Origin of the sequence: Nocardiopsis sp. NRRL B-16309, assembly GCF_001279585.1 — a bacterium.
In the GTDB taxonomy this organism is placed as follows: domain Bacteria; phylum Actinomycetota; class Actinomycetes; order Streptosporangiales; family Streptosporangiaceae; genus Nocardiopsis.
In genome coordinates, this window is record NZ_LGEC01000079.1 from 44,777 (window position 1) to 64,853 (window position 20,077).

Sequence of the window (20,077 nt, forward strand, 5' to 3'; positions counted from 1 at the left end):
CCCCGGAGCGGCGACGGAGACGGCCCCGACCCCCGCCGACACCCACGCCTGGCACCCCGACGCCGGACGACACCCACGACGGACGACACCATGTTCAGAGGAGAGCCCCATGAGTGAGAACGACCAGGTCCTCGACTTCCCCCTGCGGAGCGACGAGGCGTTGGAACCGCCCGCGGAGTGGGCGGACCTGCGAGAGAAGTGCCCGGTGGCCAGGATGAGGTTCCCGACCGGCGACGAGGGCCGGCTCGTCACCCGCTACGAGGACGTCAAGCGGGTCCTGTCCGACCCCCGCTTCACCCGCAGGCTCGACGCCGAGGACGCGGCCCGGCTGTCGGCCGAGGGCAGCGTGTTCAACAGCGAGATGTCGTCGATGGTCCCCGACAGCGGCGAGGGCCACCTGCGGTGGCGGCGGCTGGTCGGCAAGTGGTTCACGGCCAAGCGGATGTCCGCGCTGCGTCCGTCGATGGAGGCCATCGCGAACGAGCTCATCGACGCGATGATCGAGGGCGGCCAGCCCAGCGACCTCAAGGCGGGCCTGGGCTTCCCGCTGCCGGTGTACGTCATCTGCGACATCCTCGGTGTGCCGGCCGAGGACCGGGAGCGCTTCTCCTACTGGTCCGACGCCCTGCTCAACCTCACGCGCTACTCGCAGGGCGAGAACGCCGAGGCGATGGGGGCGTTCGTCGAGTACATGTCGGCGCACATCACGGCCAAGCGCGCCGACCCGGGCGAGGACCTGCTCAGCGAGCTGATCAAGGAGACCGGCACCGACGGGGGGCTCACCGACCAGGAGCTCCTGGGAACCGGGATCGGCCTGCTGGTCGCCGGGCACGAGACCACCGCGAACATGATCGGGAAGATGGTCTGCATGCTCCTGGCCGACCGCACCCGGTGGGAGGCCCTGCTGGCCGACCCGTCGCTGGTCCGCACGGCCGTGGAGGAGTCGCTGCGCTTCGACGCCAACTCGGGCATCGGGCTGCCCCGCTACCTGCCCGAGGACGGCGAGGCCTCCGGCGAGGTGATCCCGCGCGGCACCACCGTGATGTGCAGCATGGGCGCGGCCAACCGCGACGAGTCCGTCTTCGAGGGCGCCGGTGAGATGGACCTGACGCGCAGCCCCAACCCGCACCTGGCCTTCGGTGCGGGGGCCCACTCCTGCCTGGGCCAGGCCCTGGCGCGCACCGAACTCCAGGTCGTCCTGACGGTCCTGCTGCGCCGACTGCCCACCCTGGAGCTCGCCGTGCCATCCGAGGAGCTGGAGCGCGTGGACGGCCTGGTCGTCGGCGGTCTGCGCGAGGTGCCCGTCCGCTGGTGAGCGGGTCCGGCCGAGAAGAGTAAGAGGGAGACGTATGAAGGTCACCGTGGACGAGGACAAGTGCTGCGGCGCTGGGCAGTGCGTGCTGATCGCGCCGGAGGTGTTCGACCAGCGCGACGACGACGGGATCGTCGTCCTGCTGGACTCCGCGCCCGGGCCGGACCAGCACGCGCTGGTCCGCGAGTCGGCCGCGGTCTGCCCGGCCGCCGCCATCGAGGTCACCGAGGAAGCCTGAGGAGGCTCCCTGCTCCGCCCGGAAGGGTGGAGCAGGGCCCGCCGGGGAAGTCCGCGCCGCTACGAACCTCCTGGGAGATCCGGGGGCACACTCACAGCGCTGTGATGGACGGTCGACGCCACTTACGCACCTTGGGCATCGCAAGAGATGACGGAAACTGGAACCCGAGGGAAGGCCTGCCTGAGCTCGAACGGCCGCGACGTCACATCGGTTCGATCATGCGGACCACCCGATCCGCACGGACGTCGAATCCGAGAACCGAGGGACTGCGGGTGCCCTCACGGTGCATCAGGACGGGTTTGCCCAGGCGACGCCCGATGGCCGTGACGAAGTGGCAGAAGATGTCCAGACGTCCTTGGCCCTGGAGTTCGCGCAGGTCCATGTCGAAGTCGATCTCATCCGGTGAGTAGAAACGGAAGATCGCGAGCACACCCTCACTCGGCCATACCCGCAGCTCCGAGAACGGAGATCTCGCCAACACGGTGTGCGCTGGGGGTAAGGGCACGACGACACCGTCGTCGGTGTACCGGTGAGTCCACCCACGTTCGATGACCAGCTCCAATAAGCTCTGCCAGTCGCGCACCGAGGCGTCGGGGACGCACAGGTCCGGGAGTGAGCCCATGCGCTCGGGGTCGAACAGGTCCACGACGTCATCCCAGAGCAGTGCGGTCACCTGGTCATGATGGCATCCCACCATGGCGAAGAGACCGTCCCCCGGCGCGGGCCAGCGACTGTCCGACGTCCTGCGTACCCGGCCTCTCAAGGGAGCGCACCTGGCGTTGAGGGGACTCCTGGCAAGAGCGCGTGGGTGAACAGCGGCGCAGGGCCGGACCTCGCCACCCCTGGTCTGATGATCTTGACGGTGACCCGCCCTGCGGACGTGGCAATACGTGCGATGCCGCTGCGCTGGTGGGTCGTCCGCGTCGTAGGAGTAGGACGCGGTACCGGAATCGTCCCATCCAAGGCGGGGTAGACCAGCAATTCCACAGGCCCGTACTCCTGTGTCACCGCTTCCGGGGCCGGGCGATCGCCGGGTGCGTTGGCGGGCGCGGGGACGCTCCGGTGGCTGAAAGCAGCACATCCGCGAGGTTGGCGAGAGCATGTGGACTCGGCGCTGCGGGCCGTGGACAGGACCACCGTTGAAGATCTGGCCGGCGCTGACCGGGGAACGGCGCGACCGACGCTGGCGCGGGGGTTCGCGCCCGCCGCCACGGTCCCACCGACTCCCCGCAATCCCCTCCCGACGACGCCATCGAAACCCGACCCAGAACGCTCCTTCGCGGACCAATCCCCTGCTCTGTACCTACTGTGGTATCCGGTAGACTCGGGCCTTGGCGATCCGACCCCAGGCCACCTGGGGCCCGCCACGGGGCCTTAGCTCAATTGGCAGAGCAGCGGACTTTTGATAAGCGTGATCACACCGCTTACCCGCAACAAACCCGCAGTTCAGGACGGATGCACTGCGCAAATCGGGCGCCCATTCCACCTTGGTTTCGCTCCATGTGCGCTCGTCAGCCTCATCCGCGCCTCGAGGTCGCCGAGCACCTTGCGAAAATGCGCTCCACTCACCGGCAGACCCCAGCCCGACCTGAACCGCCCCGCACCTCATCGCATCCATCCGCATCCCCAGAGCGCTCGCGGAACCCGACCCGCTGGACGCCGAGGCCGCCTGGAGAGCAACAGATCGTTACTCAGAGTTATTCAAAGTGACCCGAAGCGGACGCCACCCGGAGGTTTACTTCACGTGACCAGCACTGATGAAAAGCGCGTGACTACACTCCGAACAAGCTCCAGAGTTCACCGAATCAATCGATGTAACATGGCTCCCGATCGAAGATCATTGCACGTTGAATCAACAGCGCCGGGGGATATCATTGAATTCAGTCAAAGGCGAATATGTAGTCCCGTCTCTGAATTACAGGCAGCGCAGAATAATCTCTCACCTCGTGGCGGCCCCCGACCAAAAAACCGCCGCTGAATGGCTTGGTATTACGGATCGCCAGCTACGCCGACATCTGAACAATATCCAGGAGAAATTCGGCACCGAAACCAAGAACCAGGCGATTATCCTTGCAGCCCTGAGCGGCCAACTCGACCCGAAGGCGCTTCCCGCAAACGTATCTGACCTCGTCCGACGATCCATACCAACCCGCACGGAATCAAAAGCGGAGAAGAGCGCGATCATCGCGGCGCAACGACGGCCCGAGGGTTTCTGAGGTCGACCCACCTCAGCAGGCGAACGGAATCGGAAGCAGACGGAGCAGCTCTCAGGAGAACCTGGCAGGAATGAGTGCCGTTTCAAGCAACGCTCGCCCTGTCGACGACGGAAAGTAGGCGCCGGGCATCGGCATGGCGGTCGCGTTGGCGACCGTGAACAGCACCGGCACGGGTGCCCGCTCATGAAGAACCCCGAGATCGCCCTCGTGTTCGACCGGGTAGGAGTTGTGCCGGCCCCGTTGCCCCTGGGGCCAGTACTGAGACTTCATCCGTGTTATCGGTTGTCTCGGTGAGGGTCAGGCCGGTGTGTGACAACACCCCTACCAGGACCTGTGGTCGGTGCTGCACGCGCCGTAGCGATACCCGGACTACGCGGGCTGGCCGCCCACGTGCACAGTCGCCAGCACTTCTTCGTACTCAAGTACGGGGAGTAATCGTCGCAGACGATCGCAAGGCCGACCTGGGGAGGCAGGGCTCCTGCGGCATGTAGACGCCGAAGCGAGGCCATCGGCCCCCTTCCACACCGCCTCGCGGAGCTGGAGAAGCGCAAGGTCGCGAATAACTTCCCCTGCCAGGTTGGTCTCCTCTCCCCAGGGTGCCGCAGAGGGCCGAAGCCATCCGGTAGAGGATGGACCGGAGACGCGCCCGCCTTTGTCGGAGCGGGCGCGGCACCGGTGCCCTGAATCAGCCACGGACTCCGAGAAAGAGTTCCGAGGTGTAGGCGACGTCCAGCGACCCGTCCCGCGCGTGCTCCTCGCACAGACCACGAACAAGGTCGAGGAAGCCTTCGCCCTCCTTGGCGATAGCCCGCTGAACCTGGGTCGAGGAGGAGGACATGCGGACGAAGTCCTCCACCCGCACCGAACGGATCCAGCGCGCGACACGGGTGTCTACCCGACCACCGGCAGGCTCGAAGTCGGCCGCGACCTCCGCCCTGATGTCGAAGTCGCGGTACCCGCGACCGTAACCCGGACTGTGCACTTCCAACAGGGACTCGTAAGCGTCGAGGAACGCGCTGGAGGTGTGGTCCCGGTTGTTCTGCATGATCGCCAACAGACCGCCCGGTGCCAGCGCTGCGAGGGCTGCGGCCACATAGCGCTTCCGGTCCATCCACTGGTAGGCCTGGGCCGCCACCACGAGCTGCACCCGCTGGGTCAGCCCTTCCAGGTACTCCTCCGCCGCACCGACCGTCCACTCGACGCCCGGGAACTTCCTCCGCCCCCTGTCGACCATGTCCTGGGACACGTCCACCGCGAGATAGCGAGTGGACCCGCCCAGCGCTGGCACCAACCCCTCCAGGGCGATCCCGGTTCCCGCACCGGTGTCGACCACCGTCACCTCCGCGAACGACGTGAGCTCCTCCGCGATGGTCGCGAAGAACTCGTCGGGGTACCGGGGCCGGTGCAGGTCGTAGTCATCGGACAGACCATCGAACTTCTGCCGCACGCTCACGCTCGCATTCCTTTGTTGGCAGCTGATACCGGTCCTCCCCCGGCGAGAACGAAGGAGAGCATCCCGCCCGCCCGCACCATGTCGACCATGAGCTGCGGTACGGGGGTGAACGCGAGTTCGATCGAACCGGTGCTCACGACGCCGGCTTCCAGCGAGACCTCGAGTTTCTCCGCCGCTCCCAATTCCCGTGTGTCCATCTCCAGGGCGGGGAGGCCCAGGTTCCAGCAGTTCCGGTAGAAGATACGCCCGAACTTCGGCGCGATGACCACCGTAACCCCGCAGCCCAGCAACGCGGAAACGGCCTGTTCACGTGAACTACCGATACCGGTGATCGAGTCCGAGACCAGGGTGTCACCCTGACGGAACTCGCCCGCCATCCCCGGAAACCGGTGCTCGAAGACGTGCGGCGCGAGTTCCTCGGGTTTTGTGTACATGTGTTTGTACCGGGCGGGGATGATGTCATCAGTGGAAATCACACCGTGGACGTTCATCACCCTGTGAGACGTGGTCACAGCCGGAGTTCCTCTCCGTCGGGGAAGTGCCCCACCAGTGCGGCGGAGGCCGCGACCAGCGGTGACGACAGATAGATGTCGGCGCCGCCGTTACCCATTCGGCCCTTGAAGTTCCGGTTCATCGTCGTCAGCACAGTGCTCCCGGTCTCGGGGACCGAACCCTGTGTGCCCACGCACGCCCCGCAACCCGGCGGAGTGACCAGTGCTCCCGCGCGGACAAGCGTGTCGACGTGACCGGCGGCGACCGCGTCGAGATACGTGTCGCGCGACCCGGGTGTCACCACGAAGTGGACCGTCGGGTCGATCTCACGCCCCCGAACCACCCTGGCCGCTTCGGCGATGTCCTCCAACCGGCCGTTGGTGCAGGTGCCGATGAACACGTAGTCCACCCGTTTGCCCGCCAACCGGTCGACCGGGACCGTGTCACTCGGTGAATGGGGCAATGCCACCATCGGCATCAGCTCCGAGACATCCAGGTCGTACACGAGGTCGTCGGTCCCCGCCTCGGTCGACCGAAGACCCTCGCTCGATCTCGGGCGAGGCGGGAGGAAGACGCACTTGGCCCCCATCTCCACACCCATGCTCGCGACGGAGCCGGCGGAATCCTCGCTCAACGACTCGGCCCAGGAACCGGTCCACTGCACCGACCGGTACAGGAACGTCTCGCTGCCGAAACGTCGCAGGACCTCCAACAGGACGTCCTTGGGGCGCAGGGCCGGATGCGGTGTTCCGCTGACCCTCAGCCACACCGTCTCTGGCACCTTCAGCCAGGTGCGTCCGGTCGCCATCGCCGCCGCGATGTCCGTCGCCCCCATCCCGAGGGCCAGGGACTGCCGGGCCCCACCCACGCAGGTGTGGCTGTCGGAACCGAGCACCAGGTCACCCGGGACGAACCAGCCCTCCTCCATCGCGACCAGGTGGCTGATGCCAGCGCCCCGCCCGTAGACACGAACGCCGAGGTTGCGGGCGAAACGCTCGGCCTCACCGATCCGGTCGGCCATGTCCCGGTTGGGGACCAGGACCGAGTGGTCGAAGACGAAGGCCACCCGGTCGGGGTCGAAGACCGAGTCAAGGCCGTGCTCGCGGTACAGCCTCGCGATCGTCGGTGAGTTCCCGTCCTGGACGTAGACCCTGTCCACGTCGGCGAACAACAGCTCTCCCGTCTCGACGGACTCGCGTCCGGCATGCTCGGCGATGATTCGGTTGACGAGGGGGAAGGCGTGTCGTGCCATGTCAGACCCCGACACTCGCCGAGGCGGAGATCCTCTTGTACAGGTCGACCAGATCCGGGGTGCTCACCGTGCTCCGGTTCCGGATCGCCAGCTCTCGGACCTCCACCAGGCACTCGTCGATCAGGGAGTCGTCGACGCTGATGCCCTCCTCCTCCAGCAGGTGCCGGATCATCGCGCGGCCGGAGTGCTTGCCCACGACCAGCAGACGCTCGCCACCCACTAGTTCCGGAGGGAAGGGCTCGAAGGTACTGGAGTCCCGAAGCATCCCGTTGGTGTGGATACCGGACTCGTGGGCAAAGACGTTGGCCCCGACCACCGGCTGCCACGGTGCGACGTCTTGGTTGCAGGCCTCTGCGACGATTCGGGAGACCTCCTTGAGCTTGGTCAGGTCGACCCCGAGGTCGACCCCGTGGAACTGCTTGAGGGCAAGGACCATCTGTGCGAAGTCAGGCATGCCCGCCCGCTCGCCCACCGAGTTCACCGTGACGTGGAAGTAGCGTCCGCCGGCCGCCAGACCCGCGAGCGTGTTGGCGACCGCGAGGCCGAAATCGTTGTGGCAGTGCATCTGGGGGTCGATGTCCGAGGTTTCCACCACTGCGCGGACGCGCTCAGCGTAGCCCGCCGGGTCGAGGATCCCGATGGTGTCGGACAGCCGCAGGCGGTCCGCGCCAGCTTCGTGCACCGCGGCGGCGTACTCCTGGAGGAAGCCGATCTCGGTACGCCCGATGTCCTCGGCGCTGATGGAGACGAAGCACCCCTGGTCCTTGGCGTACTTCACCATGTCCTTGGCCGTGGCCAACAGCCAAGTGCGGTCCTTGCGCACACTGTTCTTGAGGTGCACGTTGGATGTGGGCAGACCGATGTGGACCGCCTTGAAACCGAGGGAGACCGTGTACTTCACGTCGTCAAGAACGCCTCGGTTCCAACCGATCAGGTTGACCTCGTCACGGCGTTCGAGCATCCGCTTGATGGCGGCGACGTCCTGCCCACCCATCGCGGGGATCCCCGCCTCGATCCACTTCACACCGCTGTCGACCAGGGCGTCGAAGATCTGGACCTTGGTGTCCTCCGAAAAGGCCACACCGGGGGCCTGCTCACCATCGCGGAGCGTGGTGTCCTCAAGGACAATGTCGTCTCGCATGCTGTACTCCTCGTTCATCCGGCTTCGGCCGGAACGGTGATCATTGACTGGTCGCGGCCCCTGTGAGCCGCGACCGGGCGGGGGAGCCCGAGCTTGCGCCGCAAGGTTCCCGGTTCGTAGCGTTCCTTGAACACACCGCGCTCCCGCAGACGCGGTAGGACGTGGTCGACGAAGTCGTCGAGGTCGCCCGGCAGTACCGGGGGCATCACGTTGAACCCGTCCGCGGCGCCCGAGCGGAACCACTCGGTCATGGCGTCGGCGACCTCGTCGTAGTCGCCGATCACGGTGAGGTGACCGCGTGACACCGTGAGCCTCAGGTACAGCTCCCGGATCGACAGCCCTTCGTCCCTGGCCATGGCCTCGATGAGGCGGCGTCGGCTCTGATTGCCGTTCGACCGCGGCAGCTCGGGCAGCGGACCGTCGATGTCGTACCCGCTCAGATCGAGTCCCCCGAGCATGTCGCCGAGCATGCCGACCCCATGGCTGGGGTGGATCAGCGATTCGAGTGACCGGTAGCGTTCCAGCGCTTCCTTCCTGGTCGCGGCCGTGTAGGGCGAGATGCCAGGCAGGATGAGCGGCGGACGGGCATGCGGTCTCACACGTTCAGTCCTTGCCCGGAGCCCGCTGGCGAACGCGACGGCGTCGGGCATCCGGGACTGCGCGGTGAACACGAGGTCCGCGCCCCGTGCGGCGAGGTCGAGCCCGGGTTCGGAGGAACCGGCCTGGACGATCACGGGATGCCCCTGGGGAGGGCGCGCGACGTTCAGCTCGCCCTCCACCCGGATGTGTCGCCCCAGGAACCGGGGGGCGTGGCGTTTGTCCGGGTCGTAGTAGATCCCGGACCCCTTGTCGCGGACAAGGGCGTCGTCCTCCCAGCTGTCCCACAGGGCGGTGACCGCGTCGAGGTACTCGTTGGCCCGCTCGTAGCGGGCCGCGTGATCGGGGTGCTCATCGAGACCGAAGTTGCGCGCCGCCGCAACCTTGGACGAGGTCACCAGGTTCCACCCCGCACGCCCTCTGCTGAGGTGGTCCATCGTGGCGAGCTGGCGAGCGGTGTTGTAGGGCTCGGTGTAGGTGGTCGAGGCGGTGGCGATGAGCCCGATGTCCCGCGTCACCATGGCCAGCGCGGACAGCAGCGTGAACGGTTCGAGGCTGACGACCCGCCCTCCGTGGCCCTGGCTGTCGTCGTTGAACACCGAAGGCGTATCCGCGAGGAAGACGAAGTCGAAGAGCCCTCTTTCGGCCGTCGCCGCGAGTCGGACGAAGTGGTCGATGTCGGATGCGCCGTCGGCGATGGCCCGGGGGTGGCGCCAGGCGGCGGCGTGGTGTCCCGCGGCGTAGGAGAGGTAGGCCCCCAGCACCATCCCCCTGGGAGCGGCCCCGTTCGCGATGCCGCCGTTCACAGCGCCGCCGTCCGCGGGGTCTCCACTTCGATGTTCAGCAGGTCCTTGACGTCCGAGCAGTACGGTTCGGCCTCGAGGGTCCGGTCATGGACGAGGATGCTCTCGGCGACGCTGGACATCGCCTTCATCGACGCTCTCAGCATGTGGTTGGCGTAGATGACGACGTTGAACCCTGCCTCCCGCAACTGCTCGGCGTTGATCGAGTTGTAGCTTGTGGGAACCGAGACCAGCGGCACGGCGGGGAAGCTCTTCCGGAACCGGTGCGCGAACTCGAGTACCTCGTCGGGCACCTTTCTGCGGCTGTGGATCATGATGGCGTCGCAGCCCGAGTCGACATAGGCGCTGGCTCGCTTCAGCGCGTCGTCCATCCCCAGTTCGAGGATCAGGCTTTCCAGCCGGGCCACGATCATGAAGTCGTCGCCGGACCTGGCGGCCCTGCCTCTGGCGATCTTGTCGCTGAACTCGTCGATGTCGGCGATGGTCTGCGATACCTCGGTGCCGAGCAGGGAGTTCTGCTTGAGCCCGGTCTTGTCCTCAATGACGACTCCGGACACCCCGGCCCGTTCCAGGTCTCGGACGGCGAACTCGAAGTGTTCGGGCCGGCCCCCGGTGTCACCGTCCATCAGGAGGGGTTTGGCCGTCACCGCGAAGATCTCCGCGATCCTTTCGAGACGGCTGCGGATGCCGACCAGCTCGATGTCGGGCAGGGCCCGGCGAGCCGAGTCCGTCAGGGAGCTCGACCAGAAACCGTCGAACTCGATCTTCTCCACACCGCGCCCGCGCATCACGCTGGTCTGCTCGCCGACGACCGCGGAGAGGGGGTCGTGCGCCTCGATCAGGCGAACGAACCCCTCCTGATCAAGCTTCGCGCGAAGGCCACCTCTGCGCAGCTCGTTCGGAGCGCTCCGGATGATCATGCTTGGATGTCCTCTCAACGTGTGGTCTCAAAGGGGGTCACTCATCGAGGTCGATGCTTCCGTCGGCGCGCCCCGTGGCCGCGTGCCGCTCAACCAGCAGCACACCGAGCACGAACCACGCCGCGCCCAACGCGAGGGCCATGAGCAGCGGCGTTCCGGCCGCGACGGCGGACTGTCCCCAGCCCCCCGCACCCGCCTCGATGTCACGCACCGCCTGAATGGTGTGAGTCAGAGGCACCACTTGGACGACGTACTGCACCACGGTCGGCCAGAACGTGATGGGGACGAACACCCCGCACCCAAGTGCGATCACTAGCTGCGTCAAGTTGGAGATCAGGTTGCGCGCGTCGGGCCAGCGCATGGACACCGCGGCGACGGTGAGGGCGAATCCGAACGAGCCCAGGGCCGTCACGAGTACGGCGGGCAACAGAAACACCGCGCCGGCCAGGCTGAACGAGACACCGAAGAAGGGCCCGAGGACAAGCAGCACGATCATCGGCGTCACCACCGCGCTCGGGAACCACTGGCAGGCGCGTCCGACGAACACCGGCCAGACGCGGCTGGGCGAGATCATCAGGAGTGGCAGTGTGCCCGCCTGCCTCTCCCAGGCGACCGTCTGGACTACCAGGAGCATTTCCAGACAGGCCAGGAAGAGCCCGCGCCCGATGACGAGGAAGGTGACGATGTCAGCGCGGCCGAGCAGCACCCCGATGAGCGCGAAGAAGGTGACTTCCAGACAGCCTCGGAGCAGCCATCCGAGACCCCAGGTGATCCATGTGTAACGCTTGGTGAGATCCGCGACTCCGACGGTGATGCCCGCCCGGAGAACGTCCCACACTCTCGGCCGTCTCCGACCGGTGGCTTCAGGTGAGAGCAAGGCGCCCCTCCCTCCGCGCGTTGTCCAGGGTGCGCATGAGCATCCAGGCCGCGACCGCGAGCGTGACGGCGGCCAGGCCGAGAATCACCCCGTTGCGCCACAGCCAACCGTCGGCATGCCCCTCCCCAAAGGCCTCTCGGAACAGGTCGGACGACCACGACAGGTAGACCGCCCGGCACAGCGCCTGAATCCAGTCCGGGTACAGCGTGACTGGCACCAGCACGCCGCCGAGGAGGAAGAAGGGGTAACCCATCGCGTTCTGATAGGTGTGCGGGTTCCTCGTGTTGACGAAGACCACGGAGAACAGGATCGACGTCGCCGTCGTGGCGACCGCCGTGGTCACGAGGGTGACGGCGACGACGTGCAGGGCGCTGATTTCCAGGGAGACCCCGAACACCAGCCAGCCGACGAGAAGCGCTTCGGTGAAGACCAGGAGAGAGAAGATCGTCACCGCCCCCACCCGACCGACGAGGTAGCCGAAGACCGACCCCCGCGACGACACCAGCGGTTCCAATCGCAGGTCGTCACGGTCCTTTCGCACCACCTCGCCGCCGGTGTACAGGGCGTTCACCCACAACGCCATGAGCGCGGGGGCGACCACGGCGATGATGTCCAGGTCGGCGCGGCCGGCGAAGCGCACGACACTGAGGAAGCCAAGCGTCTGCAACGGGATGACCGCGAAGGTCACGAGCTCATGCCGGTTCCGGCCGAGGATGATGGCCTCCAGTCTCAGCGCCGCACGGACCGAGCGGAGGAAACGGCTAGCCGACATGCATCCCCCGCCCACCCACTGCACGGAGGTAGACGTCCTCCAGAGTCGGATGGGCCACGGAGAAACCGTGGACGCCCATGCCCACCAGAGCCGCCAACACCCCGTTGACGGCGTCCCGGCCGTCAACCGTCACGAGGAATCCACCCTCTCTCCGGGTTTCGACCGACAGCACCCGAGGCATCTCCCTGAGCTCGTCGCAGCGGGACTCACCGTCGGGCGGTGTCTCGAAGACCTCGATCCTCTGTTCGCCGTCCGACCTGCGCCGCAGTTCCGCCGGGGTGTCGGTGAAAGCGACCCGGCCGTCGTTGATCAGACTCACTCGATCGCAGACGGCTTCGGCCTCTCGCATGTCGTGGGTGGTCAGAAGGACCGTGGTCCCGCTGCCGCTGACGTCCACGACGATCTGCCGAAAGGCATGCGCCGCGGCGGGGTCCATCCCCATGGTGGGCTCGTCCAGGATCAGCACCCCCGGCTGCACCAGCAGCGCGCGGGCCAGGTGGACACGCTGTTTCATACCGCGGCTGAATCGCTCCACGGTCTGGTCCACCGAGGAGAGACCGACCAGCTCGACCACTTCGTCGATGGCCTTGCGGGCACGGCGTGGCGATCCCATCCCGTGGAGTGTGGCCCAGAACTCCAGGTTCTGGCGTGCGGTCAGCCGTTGGTAGAGGCCCCTGTCTCCGCCGAGGACCAGGGCGAGCCCTCCCCGCGCGCGGTCCGTCTCCGTGACGACGTCGGCGCCCATGACCTTGGCCGTCCCAGATGTGGGCAGCAGCACGGTCGCGAGGATTTTGGAGAGTGTCGACTTCCCCGCGCCGTTCGGACCCAAGAGTCCATGGACGCTGCCTCGGGCGACGCACAGGTTCACGTTGTCCAAGGCGTACTTGACGGTCCGCCGCCCGCTTCCGACGGGGAAGGTCCGGCACAGATCGGTGATCTCGATCGCATCGCTCGTCATGCCGAGTTCTCCGTCCCCTCTCGGTGTGAAACCCGTTCCCCGGGGTCTCCCGCGCTCCTGAGGCGGCGACGCACCGCGTCCAGGGCCGCCTCGGCCTGGTCCTGGGCGACACTGTGCTTGGTGACCAGGAGGAAGGCCCCCAGCGGGGACAGGAGAACCCGGTGTCCCTCCAGTTCGAGGGGCTGCGGTGACCGGGAAGCCTCCGTAACCGGTTCGGTCGTCAACCGCACTCCGAACAGCAGCTCCGGGGCGGCCTCGCCACGTGCCTCACGCCGACGCTCCCGTTCCCGCTCAACGTCGGCGGGCGTCGGCCTCTCCAGGTCGTCGAGCGGGGAGGCGAGCCCCACCGAGGCCGCCAGGTCCGTCAGTTCCCGGAGCTCGGGCAACAGTCGCAGGGCCTCCGCCCGTTCCACCAGGGTTCCCAGTCGACCGGGGCCCAGCGCGCGCGAGAGGACATCGAGGTCGACCGCGTCACGAGGATGGAACCTGCGCTGGAACCGCTCCTCGCACACCGCGAGGATGTTCGCCACGACGGGGTCGTCGCTGACCCCGGAACGCAGGGGGACGCTGTCCAGGTCCCCGAAGTGCAGGGCCGTGGACACCTCGACCGACAGCGGCTTGTCGTAGAAGGGGTCCTCCGCCTCGCGCACCAGTGCCACGTACAGTTCGGTCGTGTCGCCGTTGATCAAGGTGAGGTGGACCTCGTCGTCCATTCCCCCGCTCCGGACGAGTTCGGCCGCGGCCCAGAGGCCGTCGGGGGAGTCGACGACGACATCCATGTCCGTCTGGGAACGGAACATTCCTTCGGGATACAGATCTCCGATGCTCTGCCCCTTGACCACCCGGAAGCGCACACCTGCGGCGCGCAGGCGGCGTTCCTGCTCCCGGTAGACCTCGGTCCGCGCCCGCTGACGGAGCAGCACCGCCTCCGCCGCGGGGCTGAGGTCGACGTCGTGGTCCGACTCCCACAGCGACAGCAGGAGGTGGCCGACCGAGTGGTGTAGGCCGTCGGCTCGGCGAAGGGTCGTCCAGTACGGATCGTCGGGCTCCGTACCCAGGAGGCCGTGGAACCGCGCGGTCAGGTCGGCGGTCTGCGTGTTCGTCACTGACGCTCCCCGGATTGCCAGATGCGGTAGGCGATGGACCAACCCCGGGATTCGAGTACCGACACGATCTTGTGCGTGGGGTCCTCCGGTGCCTCCGGCCGGTGGACGACGTTGCCGATGATCGGCTCGTTCCGCTCGGCCGCGGCTCGTGCGGCGGCCGCCACGAGCGCGCGCTCCACGGCGGCCTTGGCCGTGCGGTCGGTGAGGTCGATCAACACGTCGACGATCTCGGTGGTGGGCCGTTCCGAACAGGCGTCGGGTACTCCGTACTCGACGGTGAGGTGACCCACCGGCTCGTCCCTGGAGAAGGCGATGAAGGATGAAGTGCTGTCCTGGGCGAACAGGGTGTCGACCCACCGTGAGGCGGCCGCGGGGTCGAGTCCGTCCCCGTAGTTCGCCCGGAGCGCCTGCAGCAGCCATCCTCGGGCGTGGTCTGCGCCGCCACCTTTCGGTCGGCGCTCCCCGATGGTGATCCCGTGTGGTGGTTCGTGTCCGGGTGTACCGTCGAGTACGAGATAGGTCGTGTGCGGCTTCCACTCGCCGGGCGGGGTGGCGCCGTTGTCGCGCCGAAGCAGCACGGGGAGGTCTTCCCCGCTGTGTTCCCTCCTGGCCTCGGACACGGCTGTTCGGAGCCGCTCCCGGTCCGACACCACGTCCTCGGGGATCCTCTCCACGAGGACGAACCGTCGACCCGCCAGATCGTCGTCGAAGATCCCCGAAACCACTTCGCCCGTTTCCACCGAGGCCATGAACTCCGCCCTCTACAGCTGTGTCTGGGGCGCCCGGCGCGTGGGTGCGGGCGGATCCCCACCCGCACCCAGCGCTCAACTGCGCCTACTTCTTCTTCTCAAGGCGCGGCTTGTTGGCGACAACGGCCATCGTGATCACCTCCGTCTCCCACTCGGTCGGACAGGTTCAGGGGCCGCGTCGTCGTGGCGCCTGAGCACCCACTGGTGCACGTTCCACAACGCTCCGGCCTGGTAGGGGTACGGTTCCGGGCCGCTCAGCAGCGGATTCCAGACCGCGAAACTCGGGTGGACGAGCAGGGGAAGGCTGGGAAGGTCCTCGGCCATCAACCGGTCCGCGTCGGCGAAGTGCGCGGCGCGGGCGACCGGGTCCGTCTCGGTCATCGAACGCCCGAGTAGTTCCGCGACCCGCGGGCTTCGGTAGTTGACGTAGTTCTGGCCTTGCGGCCGTCCCTGGTCCGGAAGCTCCGGGTCGTGGGTCCAGAGGGTGTTGTGGCCGATCGGATCCGGGTTGCCCGAGTAGCTGAACTGGGCGAGCTCGAAGTCGCCTGCCCGCAGTGACCGCAGGAACTCGGTCATCACCACAGGGGTGGGGACCACCTCGACACCGGTCTCCGACAGCCACGACGCGATGAGCTCAGCCCTGAGCGATAGGGCCGCGTCCGTGTCGGGCACCATCAGGCGGAGCCGCACGGGCGTGCCGTCCGGCGCCGTTAGCGCACCCGCCAGGTGCCGGTACCCCGCGTCGCGGAGAATCTGACGCGCTCGGGCCACGTCACGCCGGTAGCGGGAGAAGGAGGGCCGGTAGTCCGGGTGGTGGGGCCGCCGGACGAGGCTGTCGAGCCTGGCGCTCCTCCCTTCGGCGGAGGGGGAGGGAAGGGTGGACGCGAGCGCGTCGCGGTCGATTCCCCAGGCGATCGCGGAACGCAGCGCGCGGTCGGCCAGGAGCGGGTGGCGATGTTGAAAGGAGAGCTGTTCCCACTTCTCCCCGGGTCCGAAGCTCCAGTTCACCTGGGAGGCCCGGAGCCGGTCGATGATCGCCGGGGTCGGGGGCGGGAAGGCAGCGTCCGCCTTTCCCGCGATGACGTCGTCGACCTGCGAGTCCGTGTCGTGGTCGAACACGAAGTCGATGCCGTCGATCCCGGAGCCGGCGTGCGGGTAGCCCGGGTTGCGACGGAGCCGGACGCACTCCCCCCGGCGCCATTCGGAGAGCCTGAAGGGCCCGGAGGCCGGACGGAGCGCGGTGTCCCAATCGGAGGTGAAGTCGATGCCCTCCAGCAGGTGCCGGGGCATGATCGACCCGGTGCTCGAGGTGAACAGGTCGCGGAAACCCGGATAGGGGCGCGCCAGACGCAGACGGAACTCCGTGCCGCTTTCGATCTCGATGCCCTCGACCAGGTCGTAACCGTCGCGCTCGGGTATCCCGCTGCCCGGGTCCATCATGAGCCGGTGGGTGAAGGCGACGTCCTGCGCGCTCACCGGTCGGCCGTCGTGCCAGCTGCGGTCCGCACGCAGGCGGTAGGCGTACGTGAGACCGCCGTCCTCCGCCTTCGGCGGCCGGGCGAGAAGTTGCGGACGGTAGGTTCCGTCGGCGTCCACGTAGTTGAGCGCGTGCAGCACACAGGTGCTGATCAAACTGGTGTCGAGGTTCTTCGCCTCGTGCCGCAAAGGGTTCAGCGTGGTCGGTTCCGAGGAGGAGTGCACGCGCAGAACCGCACCGTGGTCTTGGCCAGGACCGCGGTTGTGACCGTGGTCGGAGGTCAAAGGATCTCCTCCAGTACCGAGAGGTCCCCCGGTTCCGCTTCGAGAGCCAGAACACGTACGCACGCGGTCTCCAGCCTCGACACGATACGGTCCGCCGTCCACGGCGACCGGGGAAGCGACATCCCGTGCCACGGGAGGAACGAGGGTTCGGCCTGGTCGAAGCACTCCCTGGTGAACAGGTCGATGACGCGTCCCCGGTCCGCTTCCGTCCCCAGGTCCAGTTCACGAAGCTCCGACCGCCCCGTACCCGGGATCAGCCGTGTGATCACCAGGGTTCCGAGGGGCGCCGACGCAGCGTAGGAAGCTCCCGTCGCGTCAGTGAACCAGGACATGGGGTAGATGCGCTTGGTGTCCTTGTCGAACCCAGAGACGAGCGGGCGGTCGTGGCAAATCGTCCGGACAGGGTTCGCATCGTGTTCGAAGGCCTCCGCGGCCCCTGCCAGGGCCGGATAGTTGAGGATCGTTCCTTCACAGAAACTCGCGTAGGAGGGCCAGGTCAGGACATCTGCCTGGGTGCCGAAGAAGCGGATCAGGGCCCGGTCGTTGGTCAGCGGGGTGGCCCCACGGCCGATGACGGACTCGGTCAGCAGCGTGGTCTTCCCCGCGAGCACGGAACCGCTGAACAGCACCGCCCGTCCCCGCCGGTCGAGGACACCGCTCGCGTGGACGAGGGGACCGGCGGCGGTGTCCCGGCGGTACAGGGCGATGGATCGAAGCAGGTGGAAGACGGCCTCACCGACCAAACGAGGATCACTGTCGGGGTCCACGCCTACACGCCATGACAGGTCGCCCTCGTGCCGTACCGTCACCCCACGTCCCTGCCAGCGGACAGCGCGGGGCTCTTCCACGAGCACGTCCGCGGCGAACGACCAGTGCGGGTGCTTGCTTGCGTGGACATCCACGGTGGCCCGGGATCGTCCGTCCTCGGCGGCTGAGCCCGAATTCTGCTCGACCAGGACATCGACCGGGACCGACGACACCGCGGAGGGCATCTCCGAGTACGCCCTCATGAACTCATGGGAGTAGTCTGCGAAACCAGGAAAAGAACCCATGAGCCGAAAACAAGTCCCCAGAATGGAGAGCCAGTAGATATCTTCTCCAGTCGCATCAATGGGACTCCGACTGCTTCCGTCAGAAAACATCTGGCTCTCCTCTCCGCTGCTCAAATTTCTAACAGAACACTTCGCGAAGCCGCAAGGATGAGGGTCCGCTTCCGGACCCATTCGATCTGCCTTGACACACCGTCGAGCCCCGACCTCACCAGCCGTCGTGATGTTGAATTGTCCTGCGGCCCAGCACCAAGCTGGGCTGGCTGATGCTCGGTGGGCAGTGACGTTCGCTCTGGTCAGCGACGATCGATCGCATCGAGCGGCCAGTCAACGCCTCCTGCGACATTCACCGGATCGCGTCGGACAGCGTGTCCCGGCTCAAACGCCCCAGGAACACCACGGCGAGGGCACGCAGCGAGGCCAGGTCGTCCGGCCCCATGCCCGGAGCGGACCTTGCAACGTCCTCACCCAACGAGACGTCCTTGACGTGGTGCCAGGCCTCGATGCTCCAGAGCCCCGCACCAGAGCGCCGATTCGGGTTGCGTCGACCCGCCCCGGCTCCATCTGACGATCAGCACGGAGCGGGCGCCCAGCTCTTCGACCGAATGCGCAGCAGGTTCGGCCAGGTGTGCAGGGCATCGGCGGTCACAACGACGTCAGCCAGGTACAGCCCCTCCAACAGGAAGGGCAGGGCGTCGATCTCGTTGGTGCCCGCGGAGACCCGCACCTGCGCGGCCAAGTGGCGGTCCGGGATCAGAGCGGCGAGCAGATGGACCGCCGGGGCGGTGGAAGTGTTCACGGCCACGCCCTGGAGGGCCTCAGGCCTGGTCAAGGCGGCGGCCGGGGCCGGGCTGGGGCGAGCAGGACCCGTCGGATGGTCGCCTGGGACGAGGCGGGCGCGTGCCCCCTCGGGGCGGGGCCAGCGAAGGGCACGGCAGACCGGGAACGCAACGGGGTCCCCTTGAAAGCCAGAGATGCGAGAGTCCCTGATCTTCTAGCGGACTCTGTTACCAGTTGGCGCGGGCTTCGGCCGGATCGCTACGGGGGTGTGATCAGCGCTGATGCCTCACGTTCCCGACTTTGAAACAGCCCTGCCTCACAAGGGGCGTAAAAACCTCAGAATGGGATTTCGATGGTAGGCCCCCAGGGGCTCGAACCCTGAACCCACGGATTAAAAGTCCGTTGCTCTGCCAATTGAGCTAGAGGCCCGCGACGCGACTCGGAGGTCTGATCCCAGCCGTCGCCGCGCCTACTCTACCGCAGCAGCACGGGATCCGGGCTGCTGGCTCGGGCAGGGAGACGCGCTCCACTCCTCGGGTTGACCGGCCAGGACAACCCCGCCTTCGAGCCCTGCTGGCTACCGCGGAGCGAGGGGCGAGCACACCAGGTGGGGTGCACAGCGAAGCCCCCGCCGCTGTCCTGGTCGTGCCGGGCATCGCAGCAGGGGCTCGGGCTCGGTGGGCTACGCCTTGGCTGCCGGTTTGAGCATGGCGGCGGTGGCCTCGGCCGCTGCTTTGGCCACGTCCGGAAACACCGTCTGGTAGGTGTCCTGTGTGAAGTGGGTGGTGGCGTGGCCGAGTTCGGCGGAGACCACCTTGACGTCGACGCCGGCGGCCAGGCTCATCGAGGCGGCCCCGTGGCGGAGCCCGTGCAGCCCGATCGGTGGCAGGCACGCGGCTCGGGTGATCCGGGCGAACCAGTCGGTGATCTGGGCGGGGTGCCAGGCGGATCCGTCTTCGCGGGTGAAGACCAGGCCGGTGTCCTTCCAGTCCGGGCCCGCTTGGAGGCGGGCCTCGTTCTGCAGTCGCTTCCAGGTCCGCAGTACCCGGACGGTGTCCTGGTCCAGGGTGATCGTGCGTTCCCCGGCCGCGCTCTTGGGTGTGCAGGTGTGGGTTTCCCATCCGAGCTGGACGATCTGGGTGCGGATGTCGATCTCCCCATCCCCCATGCGTGTGTTGGACCAGGGCAGCCCTACGGCCTCGCCGCGCCGGAGGCCCTTGACGGCGATCAGGTGGAACAGGGCAAACAGGCGCGTGTACTTGCGAGCGTGTTTGAGGAAGCGGATGGTCTGTGTCTCGTGCCGGGTTTATTGGAGGCTCTGGTGTGTCCTGCGTTCTTCGGAGTCGGATTTCTGGATCCTAGGACCACGTGACCCTTGAAGGAGGGCATCGTGGGACGTCGTGGATACCCGGCCGAGTTCCGCCGTAAGGTCTTGGACTTGGTCCATGCCGGGCGCAGCGTTGCGGACGTGGCACGCGATCTGGGCATCAGCACCGAGACGATCTACGCCTGGCGGCGCCAGGACCGTATCGACCAAGGTCTGGCCCCGGGCCTGACCAGCACCGAGAAGAGCGAACTGGCCGCAGCCAACAAGCGCATCG

20 protein-coding genes, 1 tRNA gene and 1 pseudogene are annotated in these 20,077 nt (G+C 67.2%); 4 read left to right on the plus strand and 18 right to left on the minus strand.

Annotated elements, in window-relative coordinates; translation table 11 throughout:
- Positions 1-109: 109 nt before the first annotated feature.
- Complete coding sequence (locus tag ADL05_RS16595) at positions 110-1,315, plus strand: cytochrome P450 (protein WP_053617880.1); 1,206 nt, start codon at positions 110-112, stop codon at positions 1,313-1,315.
- A 34-nt stretch (positions 1,316-1,349) separates the two neighbouring features.
- Entirely contained in the window at positions 1,350-1,550 is a 201-nt protein-coding gene (locus ADL05_RS16600) for a ferredoxin (protein WP_053617881.1), read from the plus strand.
- A 202-nt stretch (positions 1,551-1,752) separates the two neighbouring features.
- Here ADL05_RS16600 and ADL05_RS16605 read toward each other — a convergent pair whose 3' ends face one another.
- Entirely contained in the window at positions 1,753-2,223 is a 471-nt protein-coding gene (locus ADL05_RS16605) for a hypothetical protein (protein WP_156365873.1), read from the minus strand.
- Positions 2,224-3,496: 1,273 nt separating this feature from the next.
- On the opposite strand from ADL05_RS16605, the gene ADL05_RS30590 reads away from it, so the two are divergent.
- The gene (locus ADL05_RS30590; RefSeq protein ID WP_156365874.1) at positions 3,497-3,766 is read left to right on the plus strand and encodes a hypothetical protein; all 270 of its coding nucleotides are present in this window, start codon (positions 3,497-3,499) and stop codon (positions 3,764-3,766) included.
- 685 nt (positions 3,767-4,451) lie between these two features.
- On the opposite strand, the gene ADL05_RS16610 is transcribed toward ADL05_RS30590, so the two are convergent.
- The 17 genes and pseudogenes from ADL05_RS16610 to ADL05_RS16685 form a co-directional block, all read right to left on the minus strand.
- Complete coding sequence (locus ADL05_RS16610) at positions 4,452-5,219, minus strand: trans-aconitate 2-methyltransferase (protein ID WP_053617883.1); 768 nt, start codon at positions 5,217-5,219, stop codon at positions 4,452-4,454.
- The gene (locus ADL05_RS16615) at positions 5,216-5,731 is read right to left on the minus strand and encodes a hypothetical protein (RefSeq protein ID WP_197285825.1); all 516 of its coding nucleotides are present in this window, start codon (positions 5,729-5,731) and stop codon (positions 5,216-5,218) included. Before ADL05_RS16615 ends, ADL05_RS16610 begins: the two co-directional genes overlap by 4 nt.
- Positions 5,728-6,963: an aconitase/3-isopropylmalate dehydratase large subunit family protein gene (locus ADL05_RS16620; protein ID WP_053617884.1), complete on the minus strand. Its 1,236-nt coding sequence runs from the start codon at positions 6,961-6,963 to the stop codon at positions 5,728-5,730. Before ADL05_RS16620 ends, ADL05_RS16615 begins: the two co-directional genes overlap by 4 nt.
- Position 6,964: 1 nt before the next feature.
- Complete coding sequence (locus ADL05_RS16625) at positions 6,965-8,104, minus strand: hypothetical protein (protein ID WP_082376480.1); 1,140 nt, start codon at positions 8,102-8,104, stop codon at positions 6,965-6,967.
- A 14-nt stretch (positions 8,105-8,118) separates the two neighbouring features.
- The gene (locus tag ADL05_RS16630; protein ID WP_231640777.1) at positions 8,119-9,507 is read right to left on the minus strand and encodes an LLM class flavin-dependent oxidoreductase; all 1,389 of its coding nucleotides are present in this window, start codon (positions 9,505-9,507) and stop codon (positions 8,119-8,121) included.
- Positions 9,504-10,424 carry a phosphoenolpyruvate mutase gene (gene aepX / locus ADL05_RS16635; protein WP_053617886.1) on the minus strand — a complete coding sequence of 307 codons (921 nt, stop codon included), beginning with the start codon at positions 10,422-10,424 and terminating at the stop codon, positions 9,504-9,506. The genes ADL05_RS16630 and aepX overlap by 4 nt, the downstream gene beginning before the upstream one ends.
- Before the next feature lie 37 nt (positions 10,425-10,461).
- Positions 10,462-11,262 carry an ABC transporter permease gene (locus ADL05_RS16640; RefSeq protein WP_053617887.1) on the minus strand — a complete coding sequence of 267 codons (801 nt, stop codon included), beginning with the start codon at positions 11,260-11,262 and terminating at the stop codon, positions 10,462-10,464.
- Between the two features lie 25 nt (positions 11,263-11,287).
- Positions 11,288-11,989 (minus strand): ABC transporter permease, encoded by a 702-nt coding sequence (locus ADL05_RS16645; RefSeq protein ID WP_197285826.1) that lies wholly within the window; start codon positions 11,987-11,989, stop codon positions 11,288-11,290.
- A 73-nt stretch (positions 11,990-12,062) separates the two neighbouring features.
- Positions 12,063-13,031 (minus strand): ABC transporter ATP-binding protein, encoded by a 969-nt coding sequence (locus ADL05_RS16650; protein ID WP_053617889.1) that lies wholly within the window; start codon positions 13,029-13,031, stop codon positions 12,063-12,065.
- Positions 13,028-14,137, minus strand: coding sequence for a nucleotidyltransferase family protein (locus tag ADL05_RS16655; RefSeq protein WP_053617890.1), 1,110 nt, complete (start codon positions 14,135-14,137; stop codon positions 13,028-13,030). The genes ADL05_RS16650 and ADL05_RS16655 overlap by 4 nt, the downstream gene beginning before the upstream one ends.
- Positions 14,134-14,886, minus strand: a complete 753-nt coding sequence (locus ADL05_RS31165) for a hypothetical protein (protein WP_053617891.1) — start codon at positions 14,884-14,886, stop codon at positions 14,134-14,136. Before ADL05_RS31165 ends, ADL05_RS16655 begins: the two co-directional genes overlap by 4 nt.
- Positions 14,887-15,021: 135 nt before the next feature.
- Positions 15,022-16,551 (minus strand): ABC transporter substrate-binding protein, encoded by a 1,530-nt coding sequence (locus ADL05_RS16665; RefSeq protein WP_231640778.1) that lies wholly within the window; start codon positions 16,549-16,551, stop codon positions 15,022-15,024.
- Positions 16,552-16,643: 92 nt separating this feature from the next.
- A complete protein-coding gene (locus ADL05_RS31170; RefSeq protein ID WP_197285828.1) occupies positions 16,644-17,789 on the minus strand; it encodes a hypothetical protein in 1,146 nt (381 codons plus the stop codon).
- Positions 17,790-18,042: 253 nt separating this feature from the next.
- On the minus strand, positions 18,043-18,168 hold the full coding sequence (locus tag ADL05_RS32145) for a hypothetical protein (protein WP_255351844.1): 126 nt from the start codon (positions 18,166-18,168) through the stop codon (positions 18,043-18,045).
- A gap of 99 nt (positions 18,169-18,267) precedes the next feature.
- On the minus strand, positions 18,268-18,495 hold the full coding sequence (locus ADL05_RS16675) for a hypothetical protein (protein ID WP_156365875.1): 228 nt from the start codon (positions 18,493-18,495) through the stop codon (positions 18,268-18,270).
- Positions 18,496-18,829: 334 nt separating this feature from the next.
- Positions 18,830-18,905 (minus strand) — tRNA-Lys (locus tag ADL05_RS16680).
- Positions 18,906-19,158: 253 nt separating this feature from the next.
- A pseudogene (locus ADL05_RS16685) lies at positions 19,159-19,767 on the minus strand (site-specific integrase); the annotation flags it as partial.
- A gap of 99 nt (positions 19,768-19,866) precedes the next feature.
- On the opposite strand from ADL05_RS16685, the gene ADL05_RS32465 reads away from it, so the two are divergent.
- Positions 19,867-20,077: transposase (locus ADL05_RS32465; RefSeq protein ID WP_156365876.1), on the plus strand; the 211-nt coding region annotated here is incomplete at its 3' end.

Coding starts and splice junctions, on each gene's coding strand:
- ADL05_RS16595 (WP_053617880.1), top strand. CDS start 110: ATGAGTGAGAACGACCAGGTCCTCGACTTCCCCCTGCGGAGCGACGAG.
- ADL05_RS16600 (WP_053617881.1), top strand. CDS start 1,350: ATGAAGGTCACCGTGGACGAGGACAAGTGCTGCGGCGCTGGGCAGTGC.
- ADL05_RS16620 (WP_053617884.1), bottom strand. CDS start 6,963: ATGGCACGACACGCCTTCCCCCTCGTCAACCGAATCATCGCCGAGCAT.
- ADL05_RS16625 (WP_082376480.1), bottom strand. CDS start 8,104: ATGCGAGACGACATTGTCCTTGAGGACACCACGCTCCGCGATGGTGAG.
- aepX (WP_053617886.1), bottom strand. CDS start 10,424: ATGATCATCCGGAGCGCTCCGAACGAGCTGCGCAGAGGTGGCCTTCGC.
- ADL05_RS16650 (WP_053617889.1), bottom strand. CDS start 13,031: ATGACGAGCGATGCGATCGAGATCACCGATCTGTGCCGGACCTTCCCC.
- ADL05_RS31165 (WP_053617891.1), bottom strand. CDS start 14,886: ATGGCCTCGGTGGAAACGGGCGAAGTGGTTTCGGGGATCTTCGACGAC.
- ADL05_RS31170 (WP_197285828.1), bottom strand. CDS start 17,789: ATGTTTTCTGACGGAAGCAGTCGGAGTCCCATTGATGCGACTGGAGAA.